Origin of the sequence: Planomonospora sp. ID67723 (assembly GCF_015711605.1) — a bacterium.
Classification (GTDB): Bacteria; Actinomycetota; Actinomycetes; order Streptosporangiales; family Streptosporangiaceae; genus Planomonospora_A.
Map to the genome: position 1 here is coordinate 1,068,378 of NZ_JABTEZ010000002.1, position 24,974 is coordinate 1,093,351.

The window sequence follows — 24,974 nt, forward strand, 5'->3', positions numbered from 1 at the left end:
GTCTTGCCGGAGGCGAGCCCATGCGGCGCGTGGGTCGTGTCGAGCGCGCCACGAAGGAGACCTCGGTGCTGGTGGAGGTCGATCTCGACGGCACCGGGATCGTCGACGTGGCCACCGGCGTCGGGTTCTACGACCACATGCTGAACCAGCTCGGCAAGCACGGCCTGTTCGACCTGACCGTGAAGACCGAGGGCGACCTGCACATCGACTCGCACCACACCATCGAGGACACCGCGCTCGCGCTGGGTTCCGCGTTCCGCGAGGCCCTGGGCGACAAGTCGGGCATCCGGCGGTTCGGCAGCGCGTCCTGCCCGCTGGACGAGTCCCTGGCCCAGGTGACCGTGGACCTGTCCGGCCGGCCGTACCTCGTGCACAGCGAGCCGGAGAACATGGCTCCCATGATCGGCCCGGACTACGACACGACGCTGACCCGGCACATCCTGGAGTCGTTCGTCGCGCAGGCCGCCATCTGCCTGCACGTGCACGTGCCGTACGGGCGCAACGCCCACCACATCGTGGAGGCCCAGTTCAAGGCGCTGGCGCGGGCGCTGCGCGAGGCGTCGGAGCCCGACCCCCGGGCCACCGGGGTGCCCAGCACCAAGGGCGTGCTGTGAGCGAGCGTAGCGAGCGAGCCGGTGGGCGCAGCAGCTTGCTCACGGGGCCGACGGAGGAGGTCCTGTGAGCGGCGATGACTGAGAACTGGACGGCCATCGCGATGGCCTTCGTCGCCCTCTTCCTGGTGGGCGGCATTGTTTCTTTCCTCAAACAGGGTCTGAAGAAGGGCGCGGTCCTGCTGGGCGCCCTCGCGGCCCTGGCGACCACGGCGGCGGTGCTCTGGTGGTGAAGAAGAAGATCACGGTCCTGGACTACGGTTCGGGCAACCTGCGCTCCGCGGAGCGCGCCTTGGCCAGGGTGGGCGCGGAGGTCACGGTGACCTCCGACTACGAGGCGGCCCTGGAGTGCGACGGTCTCGTCGTGCCCGGGGTGGGCGCGTTCGCCGCCTGCATGAGCGGGCTGAAGTCCGTGCACGGCGACCGGATCGTCGCGCGCCGCCTGTCGGCGGGGCGGCCGGTGCTCGGCATCTGCGTGGGCATGCAGATCCTGTTCGAGACGGGGGTGGAGCACGGGATCACCACCTCCGGCTGCGGTGAGTGGCCCGGCGCGGTCGAGCGCCTGGAGGCCCCGGTCCTGCCGCACATGGGCTGGAACACGGTCAAGGCGCCCGCGGGTTCGGTGCTGTTCGCCGGGCTGGAGCCGGACGCGCGGTTCTACTTCGTGCACTCCTACGGCGTGCGCGAGTGGGAGCTGCAGGCCGGGCCCGGCTTCACCGACCCGCTGGTCACCTGGGCCGAGCACGGCGTGCCGTTCGTCGCGGCGGTGGAGAACGGCCCGCTCATGGCCACCCAGTTCCACCCCGAGAAGTCGGGTGACGCCGGTGCGGGGTTGCTCGCGAACTGGCTGGGCACCGTCGGATGACCCGCGTGGCGAGCGGCCGATGAGCGCCGGCCGATGAGCAAGGAGCGGGCCCGGCGGCGGGCCGAGCGCGAGGCGGAGCAGGCGCGCCGGGCGGCGCTGCGCGCCGAGCAGGAGGCCCGGCTCGCCCGGCGCCGGGAGCGGCTGGGCAGGGTCACCGCGCTCCTGCCGGGCAGGCCGGTCCGGATCGCCGGCCAGCGTGGCATCCGGGCCCGCCGCCGCCGCGCGCAGAACGGTGTCGTGGCGGTCCTGTTCCTGATCGTCCAGGTGATCGCCTGGCTGCTCTGGTCCTCGTGGTCCGCGAGGCTGGGCGTGCTCGTCTTTTCCCTACTGCTTGTCCCGGTGCTCGTCACCGTCGTATTCGACCGGAGGTCCTGAACAGATGTCGCTAGAGCTGCTGCCCGCCGTGGACGTCGCCGGAGGCCAGGCGGTCCGCCTGGTCCAGGGTGAGGCCGGAACCGAGACCTCCTACGGCGACCCGCTCTCGGCCGCGCTGGCCTGGCAGGAGGCGGGAGCCGAGTGGATCCACCTGGTCGACCTCGACGCCGCCTTCGGCCGGGGCTCGAACCGGGAGCTGCTCGCCTCCGTGGTGAAGGCTCTGGACGTCAAGGTCGAGATGTCCGGCGGTATCCGCGACGACGCCTCGCTGGAGGCGGCGCTGGCCACCGGCTGCCGCCGGGTCAACATCGGCACCGCGGCGCTGGAGGACCCCGCCTGGTGCTCGAAGATCATCTCTGAGTACGGCGACCACGTCGCGATCGGCCTGGACGTCCGCGGCACCACCCTCGCGGCCCGGGGCTGGACCCAGGAGGGCGGCGACCTGTGGGAGGTCCTGGAGCGTCTGGAGGCCGACGGCTGCTCGCGCTACGTCGTCACCGACGTCACCAAGGACGGCACCCTGCGCGGTCCCAACCTCGACCTGCTGCGCGAGGTCTGCGCCCGCACCGACAAGCCGGTGGTCGCCAGCGGAGGCGTCTCCTCCCTTGATGACCTGCGCGCTCTGGCCTCCCTCGTCCCGATCGGTATCGAAGGTGCGATCGTGGGCAAAGCCCTGTATGCCCAGGCTTTCACCCTCGAGGAGGCCCTGGCGGCGGTTTCCTAGTTTCTCGGGCGTGGAGGAGACAAGGTGACTGAGCGGACGGGTTCCAGGGTTTTCAGCGGGGGATTCTGGGAGGAGCGGTACGGCTACGCCCGGGCGGTGGTGGCCGGGCCCTGGGTGATCGTCTCGGGCTGCACCGCCGCCGTCGACGATGAGATCCTCCACCAGGGGAACGCCTACGAGCAGGCGCGCGCCTCGTTCGGCGTCGCTCTGGACGCCATCGAGAAGGCGGGCCTGTCCCGCCACGACGTCGTCAGGGTCCGCTACTTCGTGGTCGACGATGCACACTACGACCAGGTCGGCCGGGCGCACGCGGAGCTGTTCGGCCAGATCCGGCCCGCCTGCACCGGCGTGCAGGTGGCGGGTCTGATCGACCCGCGCATGCTGGTCGAGGTCGAGGTCGAGGCCTACAGGGAGGCCGGGGCCCGCTAGGTCCCAGGCGATATGCAGAAAACGAGGAACGGCACGTGACTGTCGCGGTACGAGTGATCCCCTGCCTGGACGTGGACGCCGGGCGGGTGGTCAAGGGCGTCAACTTCGAGAATCTCCGAGATGCGGGGGACCCGGTCGAGCTGGCCCGGCGCTACGACGCCGAGGGGGCCGACGAGCTGACGTTCCTGGACATCACGGCCTCCAGTTCCGACCGCTCCACCATGTACGACGTGGTGCGCCGCACCGCCGAGCAGGTGTTCATCCCGCTGACCGTCGGCGGCGGGGTGCGCTCGGTCGAGGACGTGAACAGGCTGCTGCGGGCGGGGGCGGACAAGGTGTCGCTGAACACCGCCGCCATCGCCCGCCCGGAGCTGCTGACCGAGGCCTCCCGGCGGTACGGCGCGCAGTGCATCGTGCTCTCGGTGGACGCCCGCCGGGTCGTCGACGGCCCGCCGACGCCGTCGGGTTTCGAGGTGACCACGCACGGCGGGCGCCGCGGCACCGGCATCGACGCCGTCGAGTGGGCGCGGCGCGGTGAGGAGCTGGGCGTGGGCGAGATCCTGCTCAACTCCATGGACGGCGACGGCACCCGCGACGGCTACGACCTGGAGATGATCCGCGCCGTCCGCGCGGCGGTCTCCGTCCCGGTGATCGCCAGCGGCGGGGCCGGGGCGCTGGAGCACTTCCCTCCGGCGGTCGAGGCCGGAGCCGACGCGGTCCTGGCCGCGTCGGTGTTCCACTTCGGCCAGCTCAAGATCGCCGATGTGAAGGACGCGTTGCGCACGGCGGGCTGCCCGGTCCGCTGAAGGGCCGCTTCGGCGGGGCCCATGTCCCGCCGGGCTCGCCCCGGGTCCTGGGGGTCGCCTGACCGCGCCTCCCGGCAGGGAGCTGCGGGACGACGAGGGCGCACGTGAGCGCGGCCTACCCGGCGACGGTGGTGCTGTCAGCGGTCACGGCGTGGACGTCGGTGGCCACGGTGGGTGTGGGCGTCCCCTGCTCGTCTCACCGGTCATCGGCTCGGATCCGCCGGTGGTGACATCGGGATGAGAGGAGGGCCGTGCTCCCGCTCGGGGCGTGCGGGAGCGCCGGGGAGAAGCAGGTCAGGGGCGGGGCAAACCCCCGCCGACGGTCAGCTCAGGACTTGTGTGACGAAGACAGCCAGTTGGTCGGCTCCCTTGACGATCCCGTTGATCACTCCGTCGACCGCACTCGCCGCCTCGGCGGGCTTGGTGAACAGATAGAAGACCACGAACGCCACCGCTAGGTAGGTGACGACCTTCTTGACCTGCATGGGGGCCTCCTGCAGTTCCATTCCCAGCCGTATATACCCGGATTTTAAAGAGATCTGGCATTCTGGGCCCGAGTGGCTCCCGGATCGTGGTGATCATACCTGCTCAGCCCGGGGGAACCGCTGCCGGTTCCGGAGATTGACAGGACCACCTCTGTCATCGTGCGGCGGCGCGGCTCTTCTGTCCAATGCGGAGTGCAAGGTATATCGGAAAGGCGATCGGGGAGAGCAGGATCGCGAGGACGAGGACCGGCGCCATCAGCAGCGGGTGGAGGCCCCTCTCCCTGCTGTCGAGATAGATCCACCGGCCCACCAGCAGGTCCCAGGCGATGATCTGGCCCCACAGCGCCGCGAGCGCCTCCGGGGTGCCCACCAGCTCGGTGAGCCCGGAGAGGGTGGGCCGGGTGACCACGCTCCAGAAGTCCCCCAGCAGCGGCAGGAGCAGGGTCAGGCAGACCGCCAGCGAGGGCAGGGCGATCAGCGGCGACTCGGCGATCCGGCGGGTGCGCGACCACGACGGGGCCAGGATCATCAGGGCCCAGAACGGCGCCGCGGCCAGGAAGCTGAGCTGGAACAGGAACTCGGTCATCGGGTCTCCGCCGTTACGCGCACGGTGGCCTCCGCTCCGGCGGACGGGCCGCCGGGGCCGTCCGGGGGAGGGGCGGCCGGGTCCTGCGGGAAGGCGCCGGAGGAGGAGCGCAGGAACGCCGCCAGGACGGCGGCTCCCACGGTGGCCGACAGCAGGGCCGCCGCCGCCAGCGTGAGACCGTCGGGGCGCAGCAGCGGCTGACCGCGCAGCGCCTGCCAGGTCACCAGGGCGAGCAGCCCGGCGTGGCCGTACGCCGCGACGGACACCAGGCGCAGCCGCACGGCCCGGTCGCGCAGGCGGTTCAGCCCCAGGGTGAGCAGGGCGAGGGCCTGGATGGCGTGCATGCCCACGAAGTGGGGGATCCGCAGGTCGCCCCCGGTGGTGCTCCAGCCGAGCAGGGGCAGGCCGGGGCCGCCGTCGGGCACCCCGACGCTGTGCGCGCCGATGACGGCCGCGGCGGGGTCGGCCAGCTGCGCCGGGGTGGGCAGGGTCATCAGGTAGCCCAGCGCGATGCCGGCCGTGGAGATGGCCAGCCCGAGGCGGATCGCCCGGGTGCTGACCGGGTCGGCCTGCCGCTCGCGCAGCACCAGGATCGACGCGGCGAAATTCGCGATCATCAGGGTGACGATGGTGAGGCCCATGACGCCGTACAGCGTGGCGTCCAGCTCGGTGGAGGCGTTGAAGTGGCTGCGGACCCCCCGGGCGGCCTGGAACATGATGATCGCGATCTCGGCTGCGCTCGCCGCCGCCAGCGCCGTGCCCAGCCACCACCCCCAGCGCGGCGCCCGGTGCCGCAGGGTCAGCAGCCAGGCCCAGGTGAACGTGTAGATCCCGAGGGAGGCGGTGAACTTCAGTGGCTTGGCCCAGACGGGCATGCCGTCCAGCGTGCGGTCGTCGAACAGCAGGCCGCCGAGGGAGACGGCCGCGAGGACGGCCATGAGACCGGAGCAGAGGACGAGGGGGCGGTGCCAGCGGGTCACGCGGCCTCCAAATAGATAATAGATATATCCATTATCTATAGCGTAAGCTCCCCGGAGACGACAAGAGAGGGTTTACCGTGCGGATGGCGGAGCTGAGCCGGGCGACGGGTGTCTCCGTACCGATGATCAAGTACTACCTGCGGGAGGGGTTGCTGGCGCCCGGCGAGCGGACCAGTCCCAACCAGGCGCGATACGACGACAGCCACGTGCGCCGGATCAGGCTGGTGCGCGCCATGGCCGACTACGGCGGCCTGTCGAACGCCGTCATCCGGGACCTGCTCCAGCGGCTCGACGAGCCCGGGCTGAGCCTGGACGCCCGTCTCGGCCTGGCGCAGCGGACCGTCATGCCCCGCCGGGAGCCGGGCGAGGGGGAGCGGTGGGAGGCGGCCGCGTGCCAGGCCCGTGAGCTGATCGCGCGGCAGGGGTGGCGGCAGCGTCCCGACAGCCCGGCGATGCTGGCCATCACCGGCGTGCTGGCCGGCCTCGCCGAGCTCGGCTACCAGGGGATCCTCGACCGGCTCGACGCCTATGCCGAGGCGGCGGCGCTGACGGCGGAGGCCGACCTCGACGCGCTGGCCGCCGAGCCGAACCTGGAGAGGATGGTCGAGCTGGTCGTGGCCGGCACGCTCCTGGGGGACGCCCTGGTCACGGCCCTGCGGCGGGTGGCCCAGAGCTGCGCCTCGGCTCGCCGGTTCGGCGAGGAGGGCGAGGAGGGCGAGGAGGGCGCTGCCCTCCGGGCCGCCGGGGAGTGAAGCTCAGGCGCCCGGTTCAGACACCCAGCGAGGCGTCCATCAGCCGCGCCACCGCGGCCTCGTCGCCGCTGAGGTCCACCCTGGCGTGGGCCTGGCGGCCGAAGCAGAACAGCAGTAGCTCACTCGCCGGGCCGGTCACCTCGACCCGGGGTGCGTCCTTGGCGCCGCCGAGAGCGACGCCGCCGCCGATCCGGTGCAGTACGACGCCGACCGGCGCCTTGCGCAGGAACAGCCCCCGGCCGGCCCGGACGCGCCGCCAGAAGGTCTCTTCCAGGGCGGAGGGGAGCTCGCGGGGCTCCCATACCCGCTGCGCCCGCCGTACGTCCTCGTGGTGGATGAACAGCTCCACGGTGTTGACGGTCTCGTCCAGGCCGGGGACCAGGCCGTAGAACCCGCCGGGACCGGAGCGGACCAGCTCGACCAGGCCCTCGAAGCCGTGCTTGGCCTTCAGCGACTCCTGCACCTTGGCGGTGTACCCGGCCAGCGCGGCCAGCGCGATGCCTCCGGCGGCGTCGGGCCGGCGCTCGCGCAGGACGAGGTGGGCGGCGAGATCGAAGGTGGTCCAGCCCTCGCACAGCGTCGGGGAGTCCGGGCCGAGCCGGGCGAACAGGTCGCTGAGCGCGGCGCGTTCGGCGGGGGCGTATGTCATCCCGTGATCCTAACAAGGCCGTTGCATGGGCAATCAGAGGGGACAGGGTTCGCCGATCACTTGAGATCGGGAATAACTGCTTGATCTAGCGTGATACTCACTTGTAGCAACATTCCCCTTCGAAAGGACACCTTCCGAGTGACGAGCAAGGTGACCTCCGCCGTCATGCGTCAGGGACTTCGCGTACTCGGGGCGGCCATCCGGGCCGAGAAGGCGGTCTTCACCGCCGCCGTGGTGTCCAGCGCCCTCTACGGCGTGATGACGGTCGCCTCCGCCCGGGCGCTGGGCTGGACCACCGAGTACGTCGTCCTGCCCGCGTTCAGGCAGGGGGAGACGGCCACCGGCGCGATCACCCTGGGCATGGTCCTCATCCTCGGCACCGCGCTGCTCAAGGCGCTGGGCGTCGCCGGCCGGCGCTACTTCGCCGGCGTCATGCAGTACCGGATGCAGGCCCGCTCCCGCCGGGACGTCACCCGGCAGTACCTGAGGCTCCCGCTGGCCTGGCACCACCGGCACCCGACCGGCCAGCTGCTCTCCAACGCCAGCGCCGACGCCGAGGCCGCCTGGGCCCCGCTGGCCCCGCTGCCGATGGCCGTCGGCGTCATCGTCATGCTGGTGACCGCGGCGGTCGCTCTGGTGCTCACCGACGTCATGCTCGCCCTCGTCGGCTTCCTGATCTTCCCGGCCATCGCCCTGCTCAACCTGGTCTACCAGCGCAGGCTCAGCCCTCTGGTGACCCGCGCCCAGCAGTTCCGCGCCGAGGTCAGCGAGATCGCGCACGAGAGCTTCGACGGGGCCCTGGTCGTCAAGACCCTCGGCCGCGAGGACACCGAGACCGCCCGGTTCCGGGCCAGGGCCGAGGAACTGCGGGACGCCAACGTCGCGGTGGGCCGCGTCCGGGGCTTGTTCGACCCGATGCTGGAGGCCCTGCCCACCCTCGGCGTGCTCGCGGTCCTGCTGGTCGGCGCGGTGCGGCTGGAGAGCGGCGCGATCACCTCCGGCGTCCTGGTCGAGGTCGCCTACCTGTTCACTTTGCTCGCCTTCCCGATCCGCGCCCTCGGCTGGGTGCTGGCCGAGCTGCCCCGTGCCGTCGTCGGCTACGAGCGGGTGCAGGCCGTGCTCACCGCCACCGGTTCCATGGAGTACGGCACCGCCACGCTGACCTCCGGCGCCCCGGCCCGGCTGGAGGTGCGCGACCTGGACTACGCCTACGGCGACTTCCAGGTTCTGCACGGGGTGACCTTCGAGGTCGAGCCCGGCCGCACCGTCGCGCTGGTCGGCCCCACCGGCTCCGGCAAGTCCACGCTCGCCCAGACCTTCGTCCGCCTGGTCGACCCGGCCGCGGGAGCCGTGCTCGTCGACGGGACGGACCTGCGCGAGGTCGCGCGCGGCGGGGTCAGCGACGCCGTGGCCCTGGTGCCCCAGCAGACGTTCCTGTTCGACGACACGGTGCGCGGCAACGTCACCCTCGGCCTGCCGGTCTCCGACCAGGACGTCTGGCAGGCGCTCCGGCTGGCTCAGGCCGACGGCTTCGTCAGCGCGCTCTCCTCCGGCCTGGACACGATGGTCGGCGAGCGCGGGACCACCCTGTCCGGCGGCCAGCGCCAGCGCCTGGCCCTGGCCCGCGCGCTGGTCCGCCGCCCCCGGCTGCTCGTCCTGGACGACGCCACCTCCAGCGTGGACCCGCAGGTCGAGGCCAAGATCCTGTACGGCCTGCGAGACGCGGCCGCCACCTCGGCGGCCTCCACCGTGGTGGTCGTCGCCTACCGGATGGCCACCATCGCCCTGGCCGACCAGGTCGTCTACCTCGAACACGGCAGGGTCGCCGACCAGGGCTCCCACGAGGACCTGCTGGCACGCTGCGAGGGCTACCGCAACCTGGTCACCGCCTACGAGCGCGAAGAGGCCGAGCGCGAGGCGCTCGAATCGGACGAGGAGATCAACGCGTGAGAACGCGACGCAGCAGGCCGGTGACGGTGACGGTGACGGGGGAGACCGAGTGAGTTCGCTTCAGGGTGTCGAGCGGTCGGCGCTGGACACCGTACGGCACGGCCTGTCCCTCACGCCGGAGTTCCGCAGAGGGCTGGCCGGGACGCTGGCGCTGGCCGTGTTCGCCACGCTGGGCAAGGTGATCGTCCCCATCGCCGTCCAGCAGACCATCGACCGGGGGCTCGGGGGGGCGGTGCCCGACGTGCCGTTCATCCGGACCACCGTCGTGGTGTGCGCGGTGGCCGTGGTGGTCACGGCGCTGTGCGGCTACCTGATGAACGTCCGCCTGTACAAGGCGACCGAGGCCTCGCTGGCCACGCTCCGGGTGCGCGGCTTCCGGCACGTGCACGACCTGTCGGTGCTCACCCAGAACTCCGAGCGGCGCGGCGCCCTGGTCTCCCGGGTCACCGGCGACGTCGACCAGATCAGCGCGTTCATGCAGTGGGGCGGACTGATGATCATCGTCGCGGTGGGCCAGCTACTGGTCGCCAGCGCGGTGATGTTCGTCTACTCCTGGCAGCTCGCGCTGCTGATCTGGGCGTGCTTCCTGCCGCTGCTGGTCGCGCTGCCGCGCTTCCAGCGGTGGCTGTCGGCCGCCTACACCCGGGTCCGCGAGCGCACCGGTGACATGCTCGCCGCGGTCAGCGAGTCGGTCGTCGGCGCGGCGGTGATCCGGGCCCACGGCTCCGAGGCCCGCACGGCCGAGCGGCTCGACACCGCGATCGAGGCGAACAAGGCCGCCCAGGCGCGCACCCAGCGGATCGTCGCCACGGTCTTCCCGCTGACCGAGATCGTCGCCGCGATCGCCCTGGCCGCCGTGGTGCTCGTCGGCGTCCGGCTCGGCGTCGGCGACGGCATCACCGAGGGCGGCCTGGTCCTGTTCCTGTTCCTGATCACGCTGTTCGTCTCCCCGATGCAGATCGCCACCGAGGTGCTCAACGAGGCGCAGAACGCGATCGCCGGCTGGCGGCGCGTCCTGGGCGTGCTCGACACCCCGCCCGACGTCGCCGACCCCGGCCCGGACGGCGTCGAGCTGCCGCGCGGTCCCATCTCGGTCTCCTTCGAGAACGTCGGCTTCGCCTATCCCGGCGGTCCGCCGGTGCTGCGCGAGGTCTCGGTGGACATCCCGCCCCGCTCGCGGATCGCGGTGGTCGGGGAGACCGGCTCGGGCAAGACGACCTTCGCCAAGCTGCTCACCCGGCTGATGGACCCGGTCTCGGGGCGGGTCACGGTGGACGGGGAGGACCTGCGCGAGGTCCGGTTCTCCTCGTTGCGCGAGCGGATCGTCATGGTGCCGCAGGACGGCTTCCTGTTCGACGGCACGCTGGCGGAGAACATCCGGTTCGGCCGGCCGGAGGCGACCGACGCGGAGATCGCGCTGGCCATGACCGAGCTGGGCCTGGCCGACTGGGTGGAGGGCCTGCCCGCGGGCCTGGACACCCCGGTCGGCCAGCGCGGCGAGTCGCTGTCGGCGGGCGAGCGGCAGCTCGTCGCGCTGGCCCGCGCCTACCTGGCCGACCCCGACCTGCTCCTGCTGGACGAGGCGACCTCCGCAGTGGACCCGGCCACGGAGGTACGGCTGGCGCGGGCGCTGGAGGGCGTCACGCGGGGCCGTACCGCCGTCTCCATCGCGCACCGCCTGTCCACCGCCGAGGCCGCCGACGAGGTGCTCGTCTTCGAGCACGGCAGGATCGTCCAGCGCGGACCGCACGCCGAACTGGTCGGGCGACCGGGCGTCTACGCCGACCTGCACGCCTCCTGGGTGACCGCCTCCCACTCCTGAGCGGGTTCTGAGGATTAACGGGCCCCCGGTGGTGGCAGGGGCGGGGTATGGACGCGAACCTGCTGCCGCCGGGGGTGGCCTCGGCCATGGCCGACAGCGAGCTGATGGATGATCTGAAGAAGTTCCTGGTCGACGATGACGACGGCGACGACGACCCGATCCTGAGGTGGCTGGACGGCACTCCCGTGGACACCTGGCGGGAGCGCTACCCCTACCCGGAGCGCATGTCCCGCGATGAGTACGACAAGGTCAAGCGGCTGCTCCAGATCGAGCTGCTCAAGCTGCAGTACTGGATCAAGGACACCGGCGGGCGGCTGGTGATCCTGTTCGAGGGCCGTGACGCCGCGGGCAAGGGCGGCACGATCAAGCGCTTCATGGAGCACCTCAACCCGCGCGGCGCGCGGGTGGTCGCCCTGGAGAAGCCCAGCGAGCGCGAGAGCACCCAGTGGTACTTCCAGCGCTACATCCTGCACCTGCCCTCGGCCGGGGAGATGGTCTTCTTCGACCGCTCCTGGTACAACCGCGCCGGGGTGGAGCGGGTCATGGGCTTCGCCACGGAGGAGGAGTACCTGGAGTTCATGAAGCAGGCCCCCGCGCTGGAGCGCATGCTGGTGCGCGACGGGGTCCACCTGGTGAAGTTCTGGTTCTCGGTGACGCGCAGGGAGCAGCGCACCCGGTTCATCATCCGCCAGGTCGACCCGGTCCGGCAGTGGAAGCTCTCCCCGATGGACCTGGAGTCACTGGACAAATGGGACGACTACACCCGCGCCAAGGAGGACATGTTCCTGCACACCGACACCGACGAGGCGCCGTGGACGGTGATCAAGAGCAACGACAAGAAGCGGGCCAGGGTGGAGGCCATGCGGCACGTCCTGGACCTGTTCGAGTACGCCGGCAAGGACCACGACATCGTCGGCCGTCCCGACCCCAAGATCGTCGTCAAGGCCGCCGACGTGCTGGACGACGACCGCACCCATTAGGGTCGGCCCCGTGCACGATGTCCGCCCTGTCCTCCTGCTGGATGTGGACGGGCCGCTGAACCCGTACGCCGCCAAGCCGAAACGGCGCCCGGCCGGGTACACCACGCACCGCATGCGGCCCGAAGGCTGGGACGACCCCCGGCTGCGGCCGCTGCGGGTCTGGCTGAACCCCGGGCACGGTCCCGCCCTGCTCGCCCTGCCGTACGACCTCGTCTGGGCCACCACCTGGCGGCACGACGCCAACACCTGGATCGCGCCGCGGCTGGGGTTGCCCCGCCTGCCCGTCATCGACTGGGGCGAGCCGCACTCGGCGGCCCGGGACGACGGCGTGCACTGGAAGACCCGGCACCTGGTGGAGTGGGCGGCGGGCCGGGTCTTCGCCTGGGTCGACGACGAGATCGGCGAGGCCGACCGCGCCTTCATGGCCGCCCATCACCCGGGGCCCGCCCTGCTGCACCGGGTCGACCCGCGCGTCGGGCTGCTCCCCGACGACTTCGCCGTTCTCGCCGACTGGCCCCGGGAGGCCGGGGGAGCGGGCTAGCGCGTGCTCGCCTCGCCGCCGGACAGGCGCTGGGCCAGATAGATCGGGACGACCGACAGGACGATCAGGGCGGCGGCGACCACGTTGACGACGGGGGCCTGGTTGGGGCGGAACAGGTTCTCGAAGATCCACAGGGGGAGGGTCTTGACGCCGGCGCCCGCGGTGAAGGTGGTCACGATGATCTCGTCGAAGGAGAGCGCGAAGGCCAGCAGCCCGCCCGCGAGCAGCGCCGAGCGCATCATCGGGAAGGTGACCAGCCGGAAGGTGGTGAAGGCGTCGGCGCCCAGGTCGGCCGAGGCCTCCTCCAGCGAGGTGCCCGTGCGGCGCAGGCGCGCGAGCACGTTGTTGTAGACGGTCACCACGCAGAAGGTGGCGTGCCCGACGATCACCGTGAACATGCCCAGCCCCACGCCGAACGGCTCCAGCACCGTGCGGAAGGCGTTGTTCAGCGCGATGCCGGTGACGATGCCGGGCAGCGCGATCGGCAGGATGATCAGCAGCGAGACCGCATCCCTGCCGAAGAAGGAGTGGCGCTGGATGGCGAAGGCCACCATCGTGCCGAGCACCAGGGCGATCGCGGTCGCGCCGAGCCCGGCCTGGATCGAGGTCCACAGCGCGTCGCGCACGCCGGTGGAGTTCCACGCCGCCTCCCACCAGCGCAGGGTGAACCCGGCCGGCGGCCAGCCGAAGGTGCGGTCGGCGTTGAAGGAGTTCAGCAGCACGACGAGCAACGGCACGTAGATCACAGCCAGGCCGCCGGCCAGCGTGGCCCAGAGCGTCGCGCGGGCCGTACGCGAGAGGTTCAAAGGTTCTCCAGGGCTCCGGTGCGGCGGACCGCGGCGAGGTAGACCAGCATGATCAGGACGGGGACGGTGGCGACCGCGGCGGCGAACGGGAGGTTGTTGGCCGCGCCGATGTTGTCGTAGACCACGTTCCCGATGAGCTGGGACCTGCCGCCGACGATCTTCACGGTGATGTAGTCGCCGAGCGACAGGGAGAAGGTGAAGACCGATCCCGCGATCACGGCGGGGAACGCCAGCGGCCACACGACCGTGCGGAACGTGCGCCCGCCGCGCGCGCCCAGGTCCCCGGCCGCCTCCAGCAGCGAGTTCGGCAGCCGCTCCAGTCCGGCGTAGATCGGCAGGATCATGTACGGCAGCCACAGGTAGGAGAGCGTGACGATCGTGGCGGTCAGGCCGTATCCCCAGCCGAGCACGCCGTCGGCCGAGAGCATGACCCGCCAGGCGTAGGCCTTGACCAGGTAGGAGGCCCACAGCGGGGTCAGCACCGCGATCACCAGCCAGCGCTGGGCGCGCGGCGGGGCCAGCTTGGCCATTGCGAACGCCATGGGGAAGGCGATCACCAGGTCGATCAGGGTCACCGCCGCCGCCACGCCCACCGAGCGCAGCGCGATCGTCCGGTACACCTCGACGGTGAGCAGTTCCTGGAAGTTGACCCAGGTCACCTCCTTGACCAGGTTGCCGGTGAAGGTGTCGGTGCTCCACAGGGCCGAGACGAGCAGGGCGGCCAGCGCGCCCAGGTAGGCCACGCCGAGCCAGAGCATCGGCGCCGACAGCAGCAGCGAGAGCCGTACTCCGGCGTGCCGGTGCAGGAAGGCGGCCAGGCGCCGCCGGAGTGTGCGGGTCATCCTCGTCGGTCAGCCCTTGATCTCGGTCCAGGCGCGGGTCCACTCCGCGTAGTCCTTGCACTTCGCATCGGTGCGGCCGTCCAGGCACTGGGCGATCGGGGTGGTCCAGTACCAGACCTTCGAGAAGTAGTCCTCGTCGGTGGCGTGGAAGGTCTCGCAGTGCTTCGGGTCGGCCGTCAGCTCGCAGGACTTCGCGTTGGACGGCGCCTCACCGAAGTACTCGGCGACCTGGGCGTTGGCCTTCGGCGAGATGATCCAGTCGAGCCACCTGTAGGCGCAGCTGGGGTTCTTGGCCGCGGCCGCGACCATCCAGGTGTCCGACCAGCCGGTCGAGCCCTCCTTGGGCAGCGTCACCTCGATCGGGGCCCCGTCGGCCTTGGCGACGTTGGCGATGACCTGCCAGGTGGTGCCGACCACGGAGTCGCCGCTCTTGAACGCCTGTACTTCCTTGGTGTAGTCCGACCAGTACTCGCCGATGATCTGCTTCTGCTGCTTGAGCAGGTCCACCGCCGCCTGGAACTGCTTGTCGTCCAGCGCGTAGGGGTTCTTGATGCCGAGCTCGGGTTTGGTGGCCATCAGGTACACCGCGGCGTCGGCGATGTAGATGGGGGAGTCGTAGGCGGTGACCTTGCCCTTGTGCGGCGAGGCCGGGTCGAAGACCACGCTCCAGGAGTCGGGGGCGGGCGTGACGGCGTCGGTGCGCCACATCAGGAGGTTGGCCCCGCGGCCGTGCGGCACGCCGTAGGGCACTCCGTTCACCGAGTTCCACGGCTTGTCCTTCAGACTCGCGAAGACGTCGGCGTAGTTCGGGACCAGCGCGGTGTTGACCGGCGCGACGGTCCCGCCCGCGATCAGCCGCAGCGAGGCGTCGCCGGAGGCGGAGACCGCGTCGTACTCGCCGGTCTTCATGAGGTTCACCATCTCGTCGGAGGTGCCGGCGGTCTTGGAGTTGACCTGGCAGCCGGTGGCCTGCTCGAACGGGGTGACCCAGTCGGCCTTGGGATCGTTGGAGCCGTCCTCGGCGTAGCCGGCCCAGTGGACCAGGTTGACCTGGCCCTCGCCCGCGCCGAGGGACTTCAGCGCCTCGATCGTGGGCGGGGTGAAGCCGCTCTGGCCGGGGGCGGGGGCCGTGCCGGCCGGTTGGGAGCCGGAGCCGCAGGCGGCGACGGCGAGGGCGAGCGCGGAGAGCGCGGCGGTGAAGCGGGCGAGGCGGGGGGTGGATGCCATCTGCTGACGACCTTTCTTACGAGACGATCGCGAACTCGTGCCGGCGCTGCCAGACGAGCCGGACCCTGGTGCCGCGCAGGCCCGTCACGTCCATGGACGAGACCTGCAGGTTCTGCTGGAGCGCGATGAGCCGGCCGCCCGCGTCGAGCTCGACCACGAACCGGGTGGCGGGGCCGGCGTAGACGACCTCGCTGACGGTCCCGGTCGCGCTGTGCTCGGCGTCGCCCACCGGGTCGCCGGGCGCGGCCACGCGCAGCTTCTCCGGCCGCACGCTGAAGGTGCCGCGCCTGCCGAGCACGGCCTGCGCCGCCTCGCCGGAGATGAGGTTGGAGGTGCCGACGAACCCGGCGACGAAGGCGGTGGAGGGGCGCTCGTAGATCTCGGCGGGGGTGCCGACCTGCTCGATCCGGCCCTCGTTGAAGACCGCGACCCGGTCGCTCATGGTGAGGGCCTCCTCCTGGTCGTGGGTGACGAACAGGAAGGTGATGCCGACCTCGCGCTGGATCGACTTGAGCTCGACCTGCATCTCCTCGCGGAGCTTGAGGTCGAGCGCGCCCAGCGGCTCGTCCAGCAGCAGCACGCGGGGGCGGTTGACCAGGGCGCGGGCCAGGGCGACCCGCTGGCGCTGGCCTCCGGAGAGCTGGCCGGGCCTGCGCCGCTCGTAGCCCTCCAGCCGGACCGAGGCCAGCGCGGCCAGGGCCCGTTCGCGCCGCCGGGCCCGGGGGACCCGCTTGACGCGCAGGCCGTACTCGACGTTGCCGAGGACGTCCATGTGCGGGAACAGGGCGTAGTCCTGGAAGACGGTGTTGACGTCGCGTTCGAAGGGGGCGAGCCGGGTGACGTCGGCACCGCCGAGCTCGACCGTGCCGGAGGTGGGGCTCTCGAAGCCGGCGATCATCCGCAGCACGGTCGTCTTCCCCGATCCCGAGGGGCCGAGCATGGCGAAGAACTCGCCGTCGGCGATGTCGAGGTCGACGCCGGCGACCGCGTGGACGCCGCCGAAGCTCTTGCGGAGGCCGCTCAGCCTCACCGCTGGGTCTGACATGACCGGAAACATATGGGTTTAAATGTTTAACTGCAAGAGCCGATCCGGTATCACTGGTGCCGACGGCGAAGGATGAGGGGGTGCGGCCGTGACGGATGTCTCCGGCGGGGCCAGGCTCGCCGCCTTCGCCCCGGTGGACAGCACCGCGCGGGTGGACGCGGTGGTCCGCAGGCTCACCGACGCGATCGTCCTGGGCCTGCTGGCCGACGGAGAACAGTTGCCGAGCGAGTCCGAGCTCGCGGCCCAGCTGGGCGTCTCCACGGTCACACTGCGGGAGGCCCTGATGGCCCTGCGGCAGCAGGGCATGGTCGAGACCCGGCGCGGGCGCGGCGGCGGCAGCTTCGTGCGGGTGCCCTCCCAGGCCCCCGAACTGGTCGACCGGTTGCGGGCGTTCACCGTGGAGGAACTGCGCGACCTGGGCGACCACTACGCGGCCATCGCCGGGGCCGCCGCCCGGCTGGCCGCCCAGCGGGCGCTGCCCGAGGACGTCGCGCCGCTGCGCCGCACGCTGGAGGAGATGGCCGCCACCCGGGACGAGGCCCACCTGCGCAGGCTGCACGGACGTTTCCACATCGAGGTCGCGGCCGTCTCCCAGTCGGCACGACTCACTCAGGAGGAGATCCGGTTACAGGCTGACATCGGACCGTTGCTCTGGCTCGCCCACACGGGAGAACATGGTCCGACGGCTCAGCACCGCGCCATCGCCGAGGCCGTCCACCGAGGCGACGGCGAGCGCGCCAGGGACCTGGCCGAGCGGCACGTGCTCGACGGGGTGGAACACCTCATCGAGCTGCGGCTGCGGGAGCCGTGAGCATCAGCGGGTCTAGGGCGGTGGGTCGACGTGGGTGAGTTCCGGACGCTGCCGGCGGGCGCGGTGAGCGATGCGGTGCGGGGTTCGGTGACCGTCCCGGCCGCCGGTGGCGTGGCGGCCGCCGAGACGGCGGGCACGGCGGCCGGGACGGTCGGGGAGGCGGCCGGGACGGTCGGGGAGATCGTGGAGGGCGTCTTCGGCGAGCTCCACCAGGTGCGCGACGCCGTGCTCGCGACCGTGGGCCCGGCGCCGGTCAGCGGCGACCTGGCAGGGCTCCGCCCGCTGCTCCTGCCCCGCCTGGGGGGCCTGATCTCCGGCATCGGCTTCATCGCCGCCCCCGGCCTGCTCGCCGACGCGCCGTGGTACCTCGAATGGTGGCAGGAGAACCCTTCGGGCGGCCCCGTCCGCCTGGTCAGGGACATGGACCCGGCCAGCAGCGCGTTCTACGACTACTCGCACTGGGACTGGTTCGCCGGCCCGCGCTCCGGCGAGGAGCACACGCTCGCCGGGCCGTACGTGGACTTCCTGTGCACCGACGAATACTCGCTGACCCTCTCGGTGCCGGTGCGCAGGGAGGGGGAGTTCATCGGGGTCGCCGCGGCCGACGTGTTCGTGCGCCGCTTCGAGGTCGCGGTGCTGCCGGTGCTGCGCAGGGTGCCCGGCCCGGCGTTCCTGGTCAACCGGCAGGGCAGGGTGGTGGCCTCCACCACGGCCAGGCACCTGGCCGGGTCGGTCTTCCGGGGAGCCCCCGGCATGGCGGCGCACCCGTGCCGGGACCTGCCCCTCGCCCTGGTTGCGGCACAATTGCCGCATGTCCCTTGACCTCGCCATCGCGGCCCGGCTGAAGCGCACCGCCGACGGGCTGGTGCCCGCCATCGTCCAGCAGTACGACACCGGCGAGGTGCTGATGCTCGCCTGGATGAACGACGAGGCCCTGCACCGCACGCTCACCACCGGCCGGGCCACCTACTGGTCGCGCAGCCGGGCCTCCTACTGGGTGAAGGGCGAGACCTCCGGCCACGCCCAGCACGTCAAGTCGGTGGCTCTGGACTGCGACGGCGACACGATCCTGCTCAAGGTCGACCAGGTCGGCGCGGCCTGCCACACCGGCGACCGGACCTGCTTCGACGCCGACGAGCTCACGGTGGCCCCGGCGTGAACGCCCGGCGGGAGCTGGGAGCCTGGGTGCTCGCGTGCGTGGCGGGCGCCGGGCTGGTGCTCCTGGCCGCCGGGCGTGACTGGGCCGCCCTCGACCCCGGCGGGGCGGGCGGCGGCGCCGAGCCGGTCCCGCTGGCCGGCTCCGAGCTCGCGCCCTTCCTGGGCCCGGTGGCGCTGGCCGCGCTCGCGGCGGTGGTCGCGGTGCTCGCCACGCGCGGGTGGCCGCGCCGGGCCGTCGGCGCGGTGGTCGCGCTGTGCGGGCTGGGGGCGGTCGCCGGAGTCTGGTCCGGGGCGAGCCCGGCGACGCTCGCCGGGGCCCGCGCCGAGAAGCTGACCGGTGCGGCGGCCGCGGACGCGGACTCCTTCTCGGCGGCGGTCCACTGGGGCTGGCCGCTGGCCGCCGCGGCGGGCGGGCTGGTCCTGCTGGCCGCGGGGGTGACGGTCGTGCTGCGGGGTGGCCGGTGGCCGAGCATGTCCGCCCGGTACGACCGCCGGGGGCCGGAGTCCGGTACGGCGGGCGGGCCCGCCACGGGGCCGGTGACCGACCGGGCGCTGTGGGACGCGCTCGACCGGGGCGCCGACCCCACCGCCGATTCCGGAGCCGCTTCTGAGGCCGCTTCCGAGGCCGATCCTGCGGCCGGGCGGGACGGGTTCCGGCAGGACCGGTGAGACGCCCCGCGCACGTCCGCGGGGCGTCCGCCGCGCGGGGCCGTTCGGGGGCGGGACCGTTCCGGGAGATGGCAGGCATATCAGTTATATGCCTGCCATCTCCGTTTTATGGTGGTCACAACTTGCCCACGGAGCGGCAGTAGATCTTCGGGGGAGACAAGTTGTCGCTAAGCTGCGGCCCGCATCTCGTATAAAAGGGGATTTATCATGAGTTATGGCAATCAGCCGGGTGGGTACGGGCCACCGCCCGGGGGCGGCTACGGACCTCCCAAAGGCCCCGGAGACTACGGTCCCGGCGGCGGCTACGACCCGTACGGCTACGGCCCCCAGCCGCCCCGTGGCAACAACGGGATGGCCATCGCCTCGCTGATCATGGGCATCGTCGGGCTCTTCACCTGCGGGCTCGCCTCGGTCGTGGGCATCGTGCTCGGCCACATCTCGCTGAGCCAGATCAAGCGGACGGGCGAGGAGGGCCGCGGCGCGGGCGTCGCCGGCCTGATCCTGTCCTACTTCGGCATCTTCGGCTGGCTGCTCCTCCTCGGCTTCGCGGTGATGCTCGGCTGGTGGGGGCTGGAGGTCGCCGCGAACTCGGGCGTCGCGTTCTGAGCCGAGCTGTGACCGGCGCTCCTCCGGACGGGCGGGCTCCCCTCCCGCCGGGTATCGTGGCCGCGTGGCAGGTCGTCGCGGTGCGCGGGCGGTGACGGGGGAGGCCTCGGCGAGGCGGCCCCGGTGGCGGAGCATGCCGGCCCCGGCCGGTGCGGCGGTGGCGGCGGGGGCCGCGGTGGCCTTCGTGGGCGCGGTGGACCCGAACGAGCCCGGCCACTACCCCTCCTGCCCGTTCCTCGTGCTGACCGGTCTCCACTGCCCCGGCTGCGGCGGCCTGCGGGCCGTGCACGCGCTCGCCCACGGCGACCCGGTCACGGCTCTGGAGCTGAACCCGCTCCTGGTCGCGGCCGTCCCGCTCATGATCTTCCTGTGGGGGCGCTGGGCGCTGCGGTCCTGGCGGGGGGAACCGTTCGCGGGCGGGGCCGTACGACCGGCGCACGCGTGGATCCTGCTGGCGGTGACGGTCGTTTTCTGGGTGGTGCGCAACCTCCCTCCCGGACGATTCCTGGCCCCGTAGGGCGCGACATGTCTCACCCCACGGCCGAGTGACCTCGGTCAGGCCGATAGCATCGGCGGGACAAGGGCAATCGATCGGGAGGGACCTACTCGTGGGCGAGCGGAGCGAGCGGACCGCGGACACGGCGGTGTTCGCGAACTTGATCGACGAGCTTCGCGAGGAGGGCAAATGAGCGTTCTTGACGACATCATCGACGGGGTCCGCGCCGACCTGGCGGACCGGCAGCGGACCGTCTCGCTGGCCGAGCTGAAGGAGCGCGCCGAGCGCGCGCCCGCTCCCCGGGACGCCTACAAGGCGCTGGGCGGAGACCAGGTGGCGGTCATCGCCGAGGTGAAGCGTTCCAGCCCGTCCAAGGGGGCGCTGGCCGCGATCGCCGACCCCGCGGCCCTCGCCGCCGACTACGAGGCCGGCGGCGCGCACGTCATCAGCGTGCTGACCGAGAAGCGCCGTTTCGGCGGCAGCCTCGACGACCTGGCCGCGGTGCGCGCGGTCGTCGACATCCCGGTGCTGCGCAAGGACTTCATCGTCACCTCCTACCAGCTCTGGGAGGCCCGCGCCTACGGCGCCGACCTCGCGCTGCTGATCGTGGCCGCGCTGGATCAGAACGCGCTGGTCTCGCTCATCGAGCGGGCCGAGTCGATCGGGCTGGCCCCGCTGGTGGAGGTGCACACCGCCGAGGAGCTCGACCGGGCGCTCGACGCCGGAGCGAAGATCATCGGCATCAACGCGCGGAACCTCAAGACCCTTGAGGTGGACCGCGAGGTGTTCGCCGCGCTGGTCCCGAAGATCCCCGAGGGCATCATCAAGATCGCCGAGTCGGGCGTGCGCGGCCCCCACGACCTGCTCGCCTACGCCAGGGCCGGCGCCGACGCCGTCCTGGTCGGCGAGAGCCTGGTCACCGGCAAGGACCCGCGCGCCGCCGTGGTGGACCTGGTGACCGCCGGAGCCCACCCCGCATCCCGACCCGAGGGACAGTGAGACAAGTGACACCGACAGAGGGAACCCTCCTCACCGCCGCGGACCTGGCCGGAAACGGCGTGCACGGCGACGATCCGGATGTGCACGGCAAGTTCGGGATCTTCGGCGGCCGCTACGTGCCCGAGGCGCTCATCCCGGCGCTGGACGAGGTCGCGGCCGAGTACGACCGCGCCAGGAACGACGTGGCGTTCCTGCGCGAGTTCGACCACCTGCTGCGCACCTACGCCGGCCGTCCGACCACGCTCACCGAGGTGCCGCGCTTCGCCGAGCAGGCGGGCGGGGCCCGCATCATCCTCAAGCGCGAGGACCTGACCCACACCGGCGCACACAAGATCAACAACGTGCTCGGGCAGGCCCTGCTGACCAAGCGCCTGGGCAAGAAGCGGGTGATCGCCGAGACCGGCGCGGGCCAGCACGGCGTGGCCACCGCGACCGCCGCGGCCCTGATGGGCCTGGAGTGCGTCATCTACATGGGCGCCGTCGACTGCGAGCGCCAGGCCCTGAACGTGGCCCGGATGAAGCTGCTCGGCGCGACCGTGGTCCCGGTCCACAACGGCAGCAAGACCCTCAAGGACGCCATCAACGAGGCCTTCCGCGACTGGGTCACCAATGTCGACAGCACCCACTACCTGTTCGGCACGATCGCGGGCCCGCACCCGTTCCCCGAGATCGTCCGCGACTTCGCCCGGATCATCGGCGTCGAGGCCCGCCGCCAGATGCTGGAGCTGACCGGCGCCCTGCCCGACGCCGTCTGCGCGGCCGTCGGCGGCGGGTCGAACGCGATCGGGATCTTCCACGCGTTCATCGGCGACCAGAACGTCGCGCTGCACGGCTACGAGGCCGGTGGCCGGGGCCTGGAGACGGGCGAGCACGCCCTCACCCTCACGGCCGGCTCGGTCGGCGTGCTGCACGGCTCGCGCACCTACGTCCTGCAGGACGAGGAGGGCCAGACGATCGAGTCCCACTCCATCTCGGCCGGTCTCGACTACCCCGGCGTCGGCCCCGAGCACGCCTGGCTCAAGGACAGCGGCCGGGCCACCTACCACGGCATCACCGACGCCGAGGCGATGGAGGCCTTCGCCCTGCTGGCCCGGACCGAGGGCATCATCCCGGCGATCGAGTCCTCGCACGCGCTCGCCGGAGCCCTCAAGCTCGGCCGCGAGCTCGGCCCCGAGGCGACCATCCTGGTCAACCTCTCGGGCCGGGGCGACAAGGACATGGGCACCGCGATGAAGTACTTCAACCTCTGACAGCCGGCGCGCTTCCCCTCCTGCTCCGGGCCGGAGGGGATCGAGAAGGCCCCGAACCGCAACGGAACACACAATGACGACTCTCCAGACGGTGTTCGCCAAGGCGAAGGCGGACGAGCGCGCCGCCCTCGTCGGCTACCTGCCCGCCGGATTCCCCACCAAGGACGGCGCGATCGCGGCCGCCACCGCCATGGTCGAGGCGGGGTGCGACGTGATCGAGATCGGCCTGCCGTACTCCGACCCGCTCATGGACGGGCCGACGATCCAGGACGCCGTGCACCGGGCGCTGACCAACGGCACCCGCATCGCCGACGTGCTGCGCACGGTCGAGGGCGTGGCCAAGACGGGTGCCGCCACCCTGGTGATGACCTACTGGAACCCGATCGACCGCTACGGGGCCGAGCGGTTCGCCCGCGACCTGGCCGACGCGGGCGGGGTGGGCACCATCACCCCGGACCTGACCCCGGAGGAGTCCGGTCCGTGGCGGCAGGCCAGCGCCGACGCCGGGATCGACACGGTCTTCCTGGTCGCCCCCAGCTCCACCGAGGAGCGCATCCAGGCCGTGGCCGACTGCTGCACCGGGTTCGTCTACGCCGCCTCGCTGATGGGCGTCACCGGCGCCCGCGATTCGGTCAGCTCGGCGGCACAGGGCCTGGTCGAGCGGACCCGCGCCCATACGGACCTGCCGGTCTGCGTGGGGCTGGGCGTCGGCAACGGCAGGCAGGCCGCCGAGGTGGCCGGCTACGCCGACGGCGTCATCGTGGGCTCGGCGTTCATCCGCCGCATCCTGGACGCCCCCGACGAGGCCTCCGGCCTGGCGGCCGTACGCGAGCTGGGCGCCGAGCTGGCGGCGGGCGTCCGCGCCTGACCGTCTGTCCTCCGGCGCGCCCGGCCGGGCGCGCCGCCCTCCCCGGCCCGCTCCACCGGACCGGCCGCCAAGCCGCACCGGAGCCGACCGTCCGGGAGGCTCCTCCCGGCGGTGTGTCCGGCCCGGTGCTCACTCACCGTGCCGGCCTGCCGCCGGGCCGGTCGCGGGCGCGGCGGCTCCGGCGCCGCGCGGCTTATCCGGCACTTATCCCGATCATGATGGGCTTCTCCTCAGGTACCGGGCGCATCCGCGGGCAATCGCCGCGCCCGGGGTGCGGAATAGGAGACGATGACCATCGTGACTTCTGACAAGCCTGAGCCTTCGAAGCCGCGTTCGGCGCTACCCTGGGTGACGACCGTTTCGCGGCTGATCCTGGCGGCCGTGCTGATCGTCGCCGGTGGCGGGAAGATCGGCACCCCCGTTCTGTCGGTCGAGGCGGTCAAGGCGTACCAGCTGCTTCCCGAGTCGCTCGCCACGGCGGTCGGATACGGCCTGCCCATCCTGGAGATCGTCATAGGGGTGCTGCTGGTCGTCGGGCTGCTCACCCGGGTCGCGGGCATCGTCTCCGCGCTGCTCATGCTGGCGTTCGTCATCGGCATCGCCTCCGCCTGGGCGCGCGGCCTGCGGATCGACTGCGGCTGCTTCGGCGGCGGCGGTCAGCTCGCGGCGGGCGAGGAGCCCAGCTATCTCATCGACATCCTGCGGGACTTCGGCCTCTTCGCGCTCGGCGTGATCGTCGCCTGGTTCCCGCCGGGGCGGCTCGCGCTCGACTCGGTCCTCGGATTGACCCCGAGCCAGGAGCCCGACGAATACGACGACACCGAGGGCGACGACGAGGAGCCCCGGCAGGAGGAGGACCACTGATGGGCAAGGCCGCGCGGGACCAGTCGGCCCGGGACCGGATCAAGGCGCAGCGCGAGGCGGAGCGCAAGAAGGAGCGGGCCAGGCGCGTCGCGACCATGACGACCGCGGCGGTCGTGGCGGTCGCCGCCATCGGCGCGGGCTGGTGGTTCGCCGCGCAGAGCAGCCGGCCCGAGCAGACCACCACGGCGCTCGCGCCGATCACGCGGGCCGCCGACGGCACGGTCGTGATGGCCAAGCCGGGAGTGGGCAAGCCCGTCGTGGACGTCTACGAGGACTTCCAGTGCCCGGCGTGCAAGGCGCTGGAGGAGACCAGCGCCGCCACGCTGAAGAACCTGGCCGCCGAGGGCAAGGCCAAGGTGGTCTTCCACACCGTCACGATCTTCCCCCAGGAGATGAACAAGGGCGTCACGCGGGGCAACTCCGTCCGCGGGGCGGCCGCGGCCCGCTGCGTGCCCGCCGGACCGTCGTGGATGACCTACCACGACAGGCTCTTCAAGGAGCAGCCCCCCGAGACCGCCGAGGGCTTCGCGCTCGACGACCTGGTCGCCTGGGGCGAGGACGCCGGGATCACCGACCCGAACTTCGCCGCCTGCGTGCGGAACCAGCAGCACGCCGCCGCCCACGTCTCCGACAGCGACAAGAAACTGGAGGCCGCCAAGATCGAGGGCACCCCGACCCTGAAGATCGACGGCACCGCGGTCGACAACAACGTGGCCTTCGCCCCGGCGCAGCTCCGCCAGGCGATCCTTGATGCCGCGAAGTAGCCTCGGACACGGTA

At 72.0% G+C, this 24,974-nt stretch carries 31 protein-coding genes; 23 read left to right on the forward strand and 8 right to left on the reverse strand.

Going from position 1 to position 24,974, the window contains the following annotated elements; all coding sequences use genetic code 11:
• The first annotated feature begins 20 nt into the window (after positions 1-20).
• The 7 genes from hisB to hisF all read left to right on the forward strand — a co-directional run bounded on the left by hisB (position 21) and on the right by hisF (position 3,810).
• Positions 21-614 carry an imidazoleglycerol-phosphate dehydratase HisB gene (gene hisB, locus HS041_RS17435; protein ID WP_196442551.1) on the forward strand — a complete coding sequence of 198 codons (594 nt, stop codon included), beginning with the start codon at positions 21-23 and terminating at the stop codon, positions 612-614.
• A gap of 74 nt (positions 615-688) precedes the next feature.
• Positions 689-844: a CG2302 family histidine operon protein gene (locus HS041_RS17440; protein ID WP_196441723.1), complete on the forward strand. Its 156-nt coding sequence runs from the start codon at positions 689-691 to the stop codon at positions 842-844.
• Positions 841-1,476, forward strand: a complete 636-nt coding sequence (hisH, locus tag HS041_RS17445; RefSeq protein ID WP_196442552.1) for an imidazole glycerol phosphate synthase subunit HisH — start codon at positions 841-843, stop codon at positions 1,474-1,476. Before HS041_RS17440 ends, hisH begins: the two co-directional genes overlap by 4 nt.
• 33 nt (positions 1,477-1,509) lie before the next feature.
• Positions 1,510-1,851: a hypothetical protein gene (locus HS041_RS17450; RefSeq protein ID WP_196441724.1), complete on the forward strand. Its 342-nt coding sequence runs from the start codon at positions 1,510-1,512 to the stop codon at positions 1,849-1,851.
• Positions 1,852-1,855: 4 nt separating this feature from the next.
• Positions 1,856-2,575 carry a bifunctional 1-(5-phosphoribosyl)-5-((5-phosphoribosylamino)methylideneamino)imidazole-4-carboxamide isomerase/phosphoribosylanthranilate isomerase PriA gene (gene priA / locus HS041_RS17455; protein ID WP_196441725.1) on the forward strand — a complete coding sequence of 240 codons (720 nt, stop codon included), beginning with the start codon at positions 1,856-1,858 and terminating at the stop codon, positions 2,573-2,575.
• Positions 2,576-2,599: 24 nt separating this feature from the next.
• Entirely contained in the window at positions 2,600-3,004 is a 405-nt protein-coding gene (locus HS041_RS17460) for a RidA family protein (protein WP_196441726.1), read from the forward strand.
• A 35-nt stretch (positions 3,005-3,039) separates the two neighbouring features.
• Positions 3,040-3,810 (forward strand): imidazole glycerol phosphate synthase subunit HisF, encoded by a 771-nt coding sequence (gene hisF, locus HS041_RS17465; RefSeq protein WP_196441727.1) that lies wholly within the window; start codon positions 3,040-3,042, stop codon positions 3,808-3,810.
• A 323-nt stretch (positions 3,811-4,133) separates the two neighbouring features.
• Here the strand turns inward: hisF and HS041_RS17470 are convergent, their stop codons facing one another.
• From HS041_RS17470 to HS041_RS17480, 3 genes are all read right to left on the reverse strand, one after another.
• A complete protein-coding gene (locus HS041_RS17470) occupies positions 4,134-4,316 on the reverse strand; it encodes a hypothetical protein (protein WP_196442642.1) in 183 nt (60 codons plus the stop codon).
• A 133-nt stretch (positions 4,317-4,449) separates the two neighbouring features.
• On the reverse strand, positions 4,450-4,881 hold the full coding sequence (locus HS041_RS17475) for an ABA4-like family protein (protein WP_196441728.1): 432 nt from the start codon (positions 4,879-4,881) through the stop codon (positions 4,450-4,452).
• Positions 4,878-5,861 (reverse strand): hypothetical protein, encoded by a 984-nt coding sequence (locus HS041_RS17480; RefSeq protein ID WP_196441729.1) that lies wholly within the window; start codon positions 5,859-5,861, stop codon positions 4,878-4,880. Before HS041_RS17480 ends, HS041_RS17475 begins: the two co-directional genes overlap by 4 nt.
• Positions 5,862-5,944: 83 nt before the next feature.
• On the opposite strand from HS041_RS17480, the gene HS041_RS17485 reads away from it, so the two are divergent.
• Entirely contained in the window at positions 5,945-6,613 is a 669-nt protein-coding gene (locus HS041_RS17485; protein WP_196441730.1) for a MerR family transcriptional regulator, read from the forward strand.
• A gap of 16 nt (positions 6,614-6,629) precedes the next feature.
• Here HS041_RS17485 and HS041_RS17490 read toward each other — a convergent pair whose 3' ends face one another.
• A complete protein-coding gene (locus HS041_RS17490) occupies positions 6,630-7,262 on the reverse strand; it encodes a TIGR03085 family metal-binding protein (protein WP_196441731.1) in 633 nt (210 codons plus the stop codon).
• A gap of 165 nt (positions 7,263-7,427) precedes the next feature.
• Between HS041_RS17490 and HS041_RS17495 the strand changes: the two genes are divergently transcribed.
• From HS041_RS17495 to HS041_RS17510, 4 genes are read left to right on the forward strand one after another with little or no spacing between them, the layout of a single operon-like run.
• A complete protein-coding gene (locus tag HS041_RS17495) occupies positions 7,428-9,212 on the forward strand; it encodes an ABC transporter ATP-binding protein (RefSeq protein WP_196442553.1) in 1,785 nt (594 codons plus the stop codon).
• Positions 9,213-9,261: 49 nt separating this feature from the next.
• Positions 9,262-11,034, forward strand: coding sequence for an ABC transporter ATP-binding protein (locus HS041_RS17500; RefSeq protein WP_196441732.1), 1,773 nt, complete (start codon positions 9,262-9,264; stop codon positions 11,032-11,034).
• A gap of 47 nt (positions 11,035-11,081) precedes the next feature.
• The gene (ppk2, locus tag HS041_RS17505; protein WP_230879101.1) at positions 11,082-12,014 is read left to right on the forward strand and encodes a polyphosphate kinase 2; all 933 of its coding nucleotides are present in this window, start codon (positions 11,082-11,084) and stop codon (positions 12,012-12,014) included.
• A gap of 10 nt (positions 12,015-12,024) precedes the next feature.
• Complete coding sequence (locus tag HS041_RS17510) at positions 12,025-12,555, forward strand: HAD domain-containing protein (protein ID WP_196441733.1); 531 nt, start codon at positions 12,025-12,027, stop codon at positions 12,553-12,555.
• Here the strand turns inward: HS041_RS17510 and HS041_RS17515 are convergent.
• Genes HS041_RS17515 through HS041_RS17530 form a run of 4 tightly spaced genes read right to left on the reverse strand, consistent with a single transcriptional unit; the run spans position 12,552 to position 16,475 of the window.
• A complete protein-coding gene (locus HS041_RS17515) occupies positions 12,552-13,361 on the reverse strand; it encodes an ABC transporter permease (protein ID WP_196441734.1) in 810 nt (269 codons plus the stop codon). The genes HS041_RS17510 and HS041_RS17515 overlap by 4 nt on opposite strands.
• Positions 13,358-14,203, reverse strand: coding sequence for an ABC transporter permease (locus HS041_RS17520; RefSeq protein WP_196441735.1), 846 nt, complete (start codon positions 14,201-14,203; stop codon positions 13,358-13,360). The genes HS041_RS17515 and HS041_RS17520 overlap by 4 nt, the downstream gene beginning before the upstream one ends.
• Before the next feature lie 9 nt (positions 14,204-14,212).
• Positions 14,213-15,430 (reverse strand): ABC transporter substrate-binding protein, encoded by a 1,218-nt coding sequence (locus HS041_RS17525; protein ID WP_196441736.1) that lies wholly within the window; start codon positions 15,428-15,430, stop codon positions 14,213-14,215.
• 16 nt (positions 15,431-15,446) lie between these two features.
• Positions 15,447-16,475, reverse strand: a complete 1,029-nt coding sequence (locus HS041_RS17530; protein WP_230879102.1) for an ABC transporter ATP-binding protein — start codon at positions 16,473-16,475, stop codon at positions 15,447-15,449.
• A gap of 88 nt (positions 16,476-16,563) precedes the next feature.
• Here HS041_RS17530 and HS041_RS40055 point away from each other — a divergent pair, with 88 nt between their 5' ends.
• From HS041_RS40055 to HS041_RS17585, 11 genes are all read left to right on the forward strand, one after another.
• Positions 16,564-17,286 (forward strand): FadR/GntR family transcriptional regulator, encoded by a 723-nt coding sequence (locus tag HS041_RS40055; protein WP_196441738.1) that lies wholly within the window; start codon positions 16,564-16,566, stop codon positions 17,284-17,286.
• 30 nt (positions 17,287-17,316) lie between these two features.
• Entirely contained in the window at positions 17,317-18,108 is a 792-nt protein-coding gene (locus HS041_RS17540) for a cache domain-containing protein (protein WP_196441739.1), read from the forward strand.
• Positions 18,098-18,445 carry a phosphoribosyl-AMP cyclohydrolase gene (gene hisI, locus HS041_RS17545; RefSeq protein ID WP_196441740.1) on the forward strand — a complete coding sequence of 116 codons (348 nt, stop codon included), beginning with the start codon at positions 18,098-18,100 and terminating at the stop codon, positions 18,443-18,445. Before HS041_RS17540 ends, hisI begins: the two co-directional genes overlap by 11 nt.
• A complete protein-coding gene (locus HS041_RS17550) occupies positions 18,442-19,113 on the forward strand; it encodes a TIGR02234 family membrane protein (protein ID WP_196441741.1) in 672 nt (223 codons plus the stop codon). Before hisI ends, HS041_RS17550 begins: the two co-directional genes overlap by 4 nt.
• Positions 19,114-19,320: 207 nt before the next feature.
• The gene (locus HS041_RS17555; protein ID WP_196441742.1) at positions 19,321-19,719 is read left to right on the forward strand and encodes a DUF4190 domain-containing protein; all 399 of its coding nucleotides are present in this window, start codon (positions 19,321-19,323) and stop codon (positions 19,717-19,719) included.
• Positions 19,720-19,783: 64 nt separating this feature from the next.
• Complete coding sequence (locus HS041_RS17560; protein WP_307845341.1) at positions 19,784-20,236, forward strand: DUF2752 domain-containing protein; 453 nt, start codon at positions 19,784-19,786, stop codon at positions 20,234-20,236.
• Between the two features lie 168 nt (positions 20,237-20,404).
• A complete protein-coding gene (gene trpC / locus HS041_RS17565) occupies positions 20,405-21,214 on the forward strand; it encodes an indole-3-glycerol phosphate synthase TrpC (RefSeq protein WP_196441743.1) in 810 nt (269 codons plus the stop codon).
• A gap of 44 nt (positions 21,215-21,258) precedes the next feature.
• The gene (trpB, locus tag HS041_RS17570) at positions 21,259-22,464 is read left to right on the forward strand and encodes a tryptophan synthase subunit beta (RefSeq protein ID WP_196442556.1); all 1,206 of its coding nucleotides are present in this window, start codon (positions 21,259-21,261) and stop codon (positions 22,462-22,464) included.
• Between the two features lie 73 nt (positions 22,465-22,537).
• The gene (gene trpA / locus HS041_RS17575) at positions 22,538-23,332 is read left to right on the forward strand and encodes a tryptophan synthase subunit alpha (RefSeq protein ID WP_196441744.1); all 795 of its coding nucleotides are present in this window, start codon (positions 22,538-22,540) and stop codon (positions 23,330-23,332) included.
• A gap of 348 nt (positions 23,333-23,680) precedes the next feature.
• Positions 23,681-24,196, forward strand: a complete 516-nt coding sequence (locus HS041_RS17580) for a MauE/DoxX family redox-associated membrane protein (RefSeq protein WP_307845342.1) — start codon at positions 23,681-23,683, stop codon at positions 24,194-24,196.
• A complete protein-coding gene (locus HS041_RS17585; RefSeq protein WP_196441746.1) occupies positions 24,196-24,960 on the forward strand; it encodes a DsbA family protein in 765 nt (254 codons plus the stop codon). Before HS041_RS17580 ends, HS041_RS17585 begins: the two co-directional genes overlap by 1 nt.
• Positions 24,961-24,974: the final 14 nt, after the last annotated feature.

Bases quoted from the DNA above. Each gene is read 5' to 3' on its own strand.
- hisB (WP_196442551.1), top strand. From the start codon at position 21: ATGCGGCGCGTGGGTCGTGTCGAGCGCGCCACGAAGGAGACCTCGGTG.
- hisI (WP_196441740.1), top strand. From the start codon at position 18,098: ATGTCCCTTGACCTCGCCATCGCGGCCCGGCTGAAGCGCACCGCCGAC.
- HS041_RS17520 (WP_196441735.1), bottom strand. From the start codon at position 14,203: ATGACCCGCACACTCCGGCGGCGCCTGGCCGCCTTCCTGCACCGGCAC.
- ppk2 (WP_230879101.1), top strand. From the start codon at position 11,082: ATGGACGCGAACCTGCTGCCGCCGGGGGTGGCCTCGGCCATGGCCGAC.
- HS041_RS17530 (WP_230879102.1), bottom strand. From the start codon at position 16,475: ATGTCAGACCCAGCGGTGAGGCTGAGCGGCCTCCGCAAGAGCTTCGGC.
- HS041_RS17490 (WP_196441731.1), bottom strand. From the start codon at position 7,262: ATGACATACGCCCCCGCCGAACGCGCCGCGCTCAGCGACCTGTTCGCC.
- HS041_RS17525 (WP_196441736.1), bottom strand. From the start codon at position 15,430: ATGGCATCCACCCCCCGCCTCGCCCGCTTCACCGCCGCGCTCTCCGCG.
- HS041_RS17555 (WP_196441742.1), top strand. From the start codon at position 19,321: ATGAGTTATGGCAATCAGCCGGGTGGGTACGGGCCACCGCCCGGGGGC.
- priA (WP_196441725.1), top strand. From the start codon at position 1,856: ATGTCGCTAGAGCTGCTGCCCGCCGTGGACGTCGCCGGAGGCCAGGCG.
- HS041_RS17450 (WP_196441724.1), top strand. From the start codon at position 1,510: ATGAGCAAGGAGCGGGCCCGGCGGCGGGCCGAGCGCGAGGCGGAGCAG.
- HS041_RS17470 (WP_196442642.1), bottom strand. From the start codon at position 4,316: ATGGAACTGCAGGAGGCCCCCATGCAGGTCAAGAAGGTCGTCACCTAC.
- HS041_RS17475 (WP_196441728.1), bottom strand. From the start codon at position 4,881: ATGACCGAGTTCCTGTTCCAGCTCAGCTTCCTGGCCGCGGCGCCGTTC.
- trpA (WP_196441744.1), top strand. From the start codon at position 22,538: ATGACGACTCTCCAGACGGTGTTCGCCAAGGCGAAGGCGGACGAGCGC.
- HS041_RS17485 (WP_196441730.1), top strand. From the start codon at position 5,945: ATGGCGGAGCTGAGCCGGGCGACGGGTGTCTCCGTACCGATGATCAAG.
- trpC (WP_196441743.1), top strand. From the start codon at position 20,405: ATGAGCGTTCTTGACGACATCATCGACGGGGTCCGCGCCGACCTGGCG.
- HS041_RS17585 (WP_196441746.1), top strand. From the start codon at position 24,196: ATGGGCAAGGCCGCGCGGGACCAGTCGGCCCGGGACCGGATCAAGGCG.
- HS041_RS17495 (WP_196442553.1), top strand. From the start codon at position 7,428: ATGCGTCAGGGACTTCGCGTACTCGGGGCGGCCATCCGGGCCGAGAAG.
- HS041_RS17440 (WP_196441723.1), top strand. From the start codon at position 689: ATGACTGAGAACTGGACGGCCATCGCGATGGCCTTCGTCGCCCTCTTC.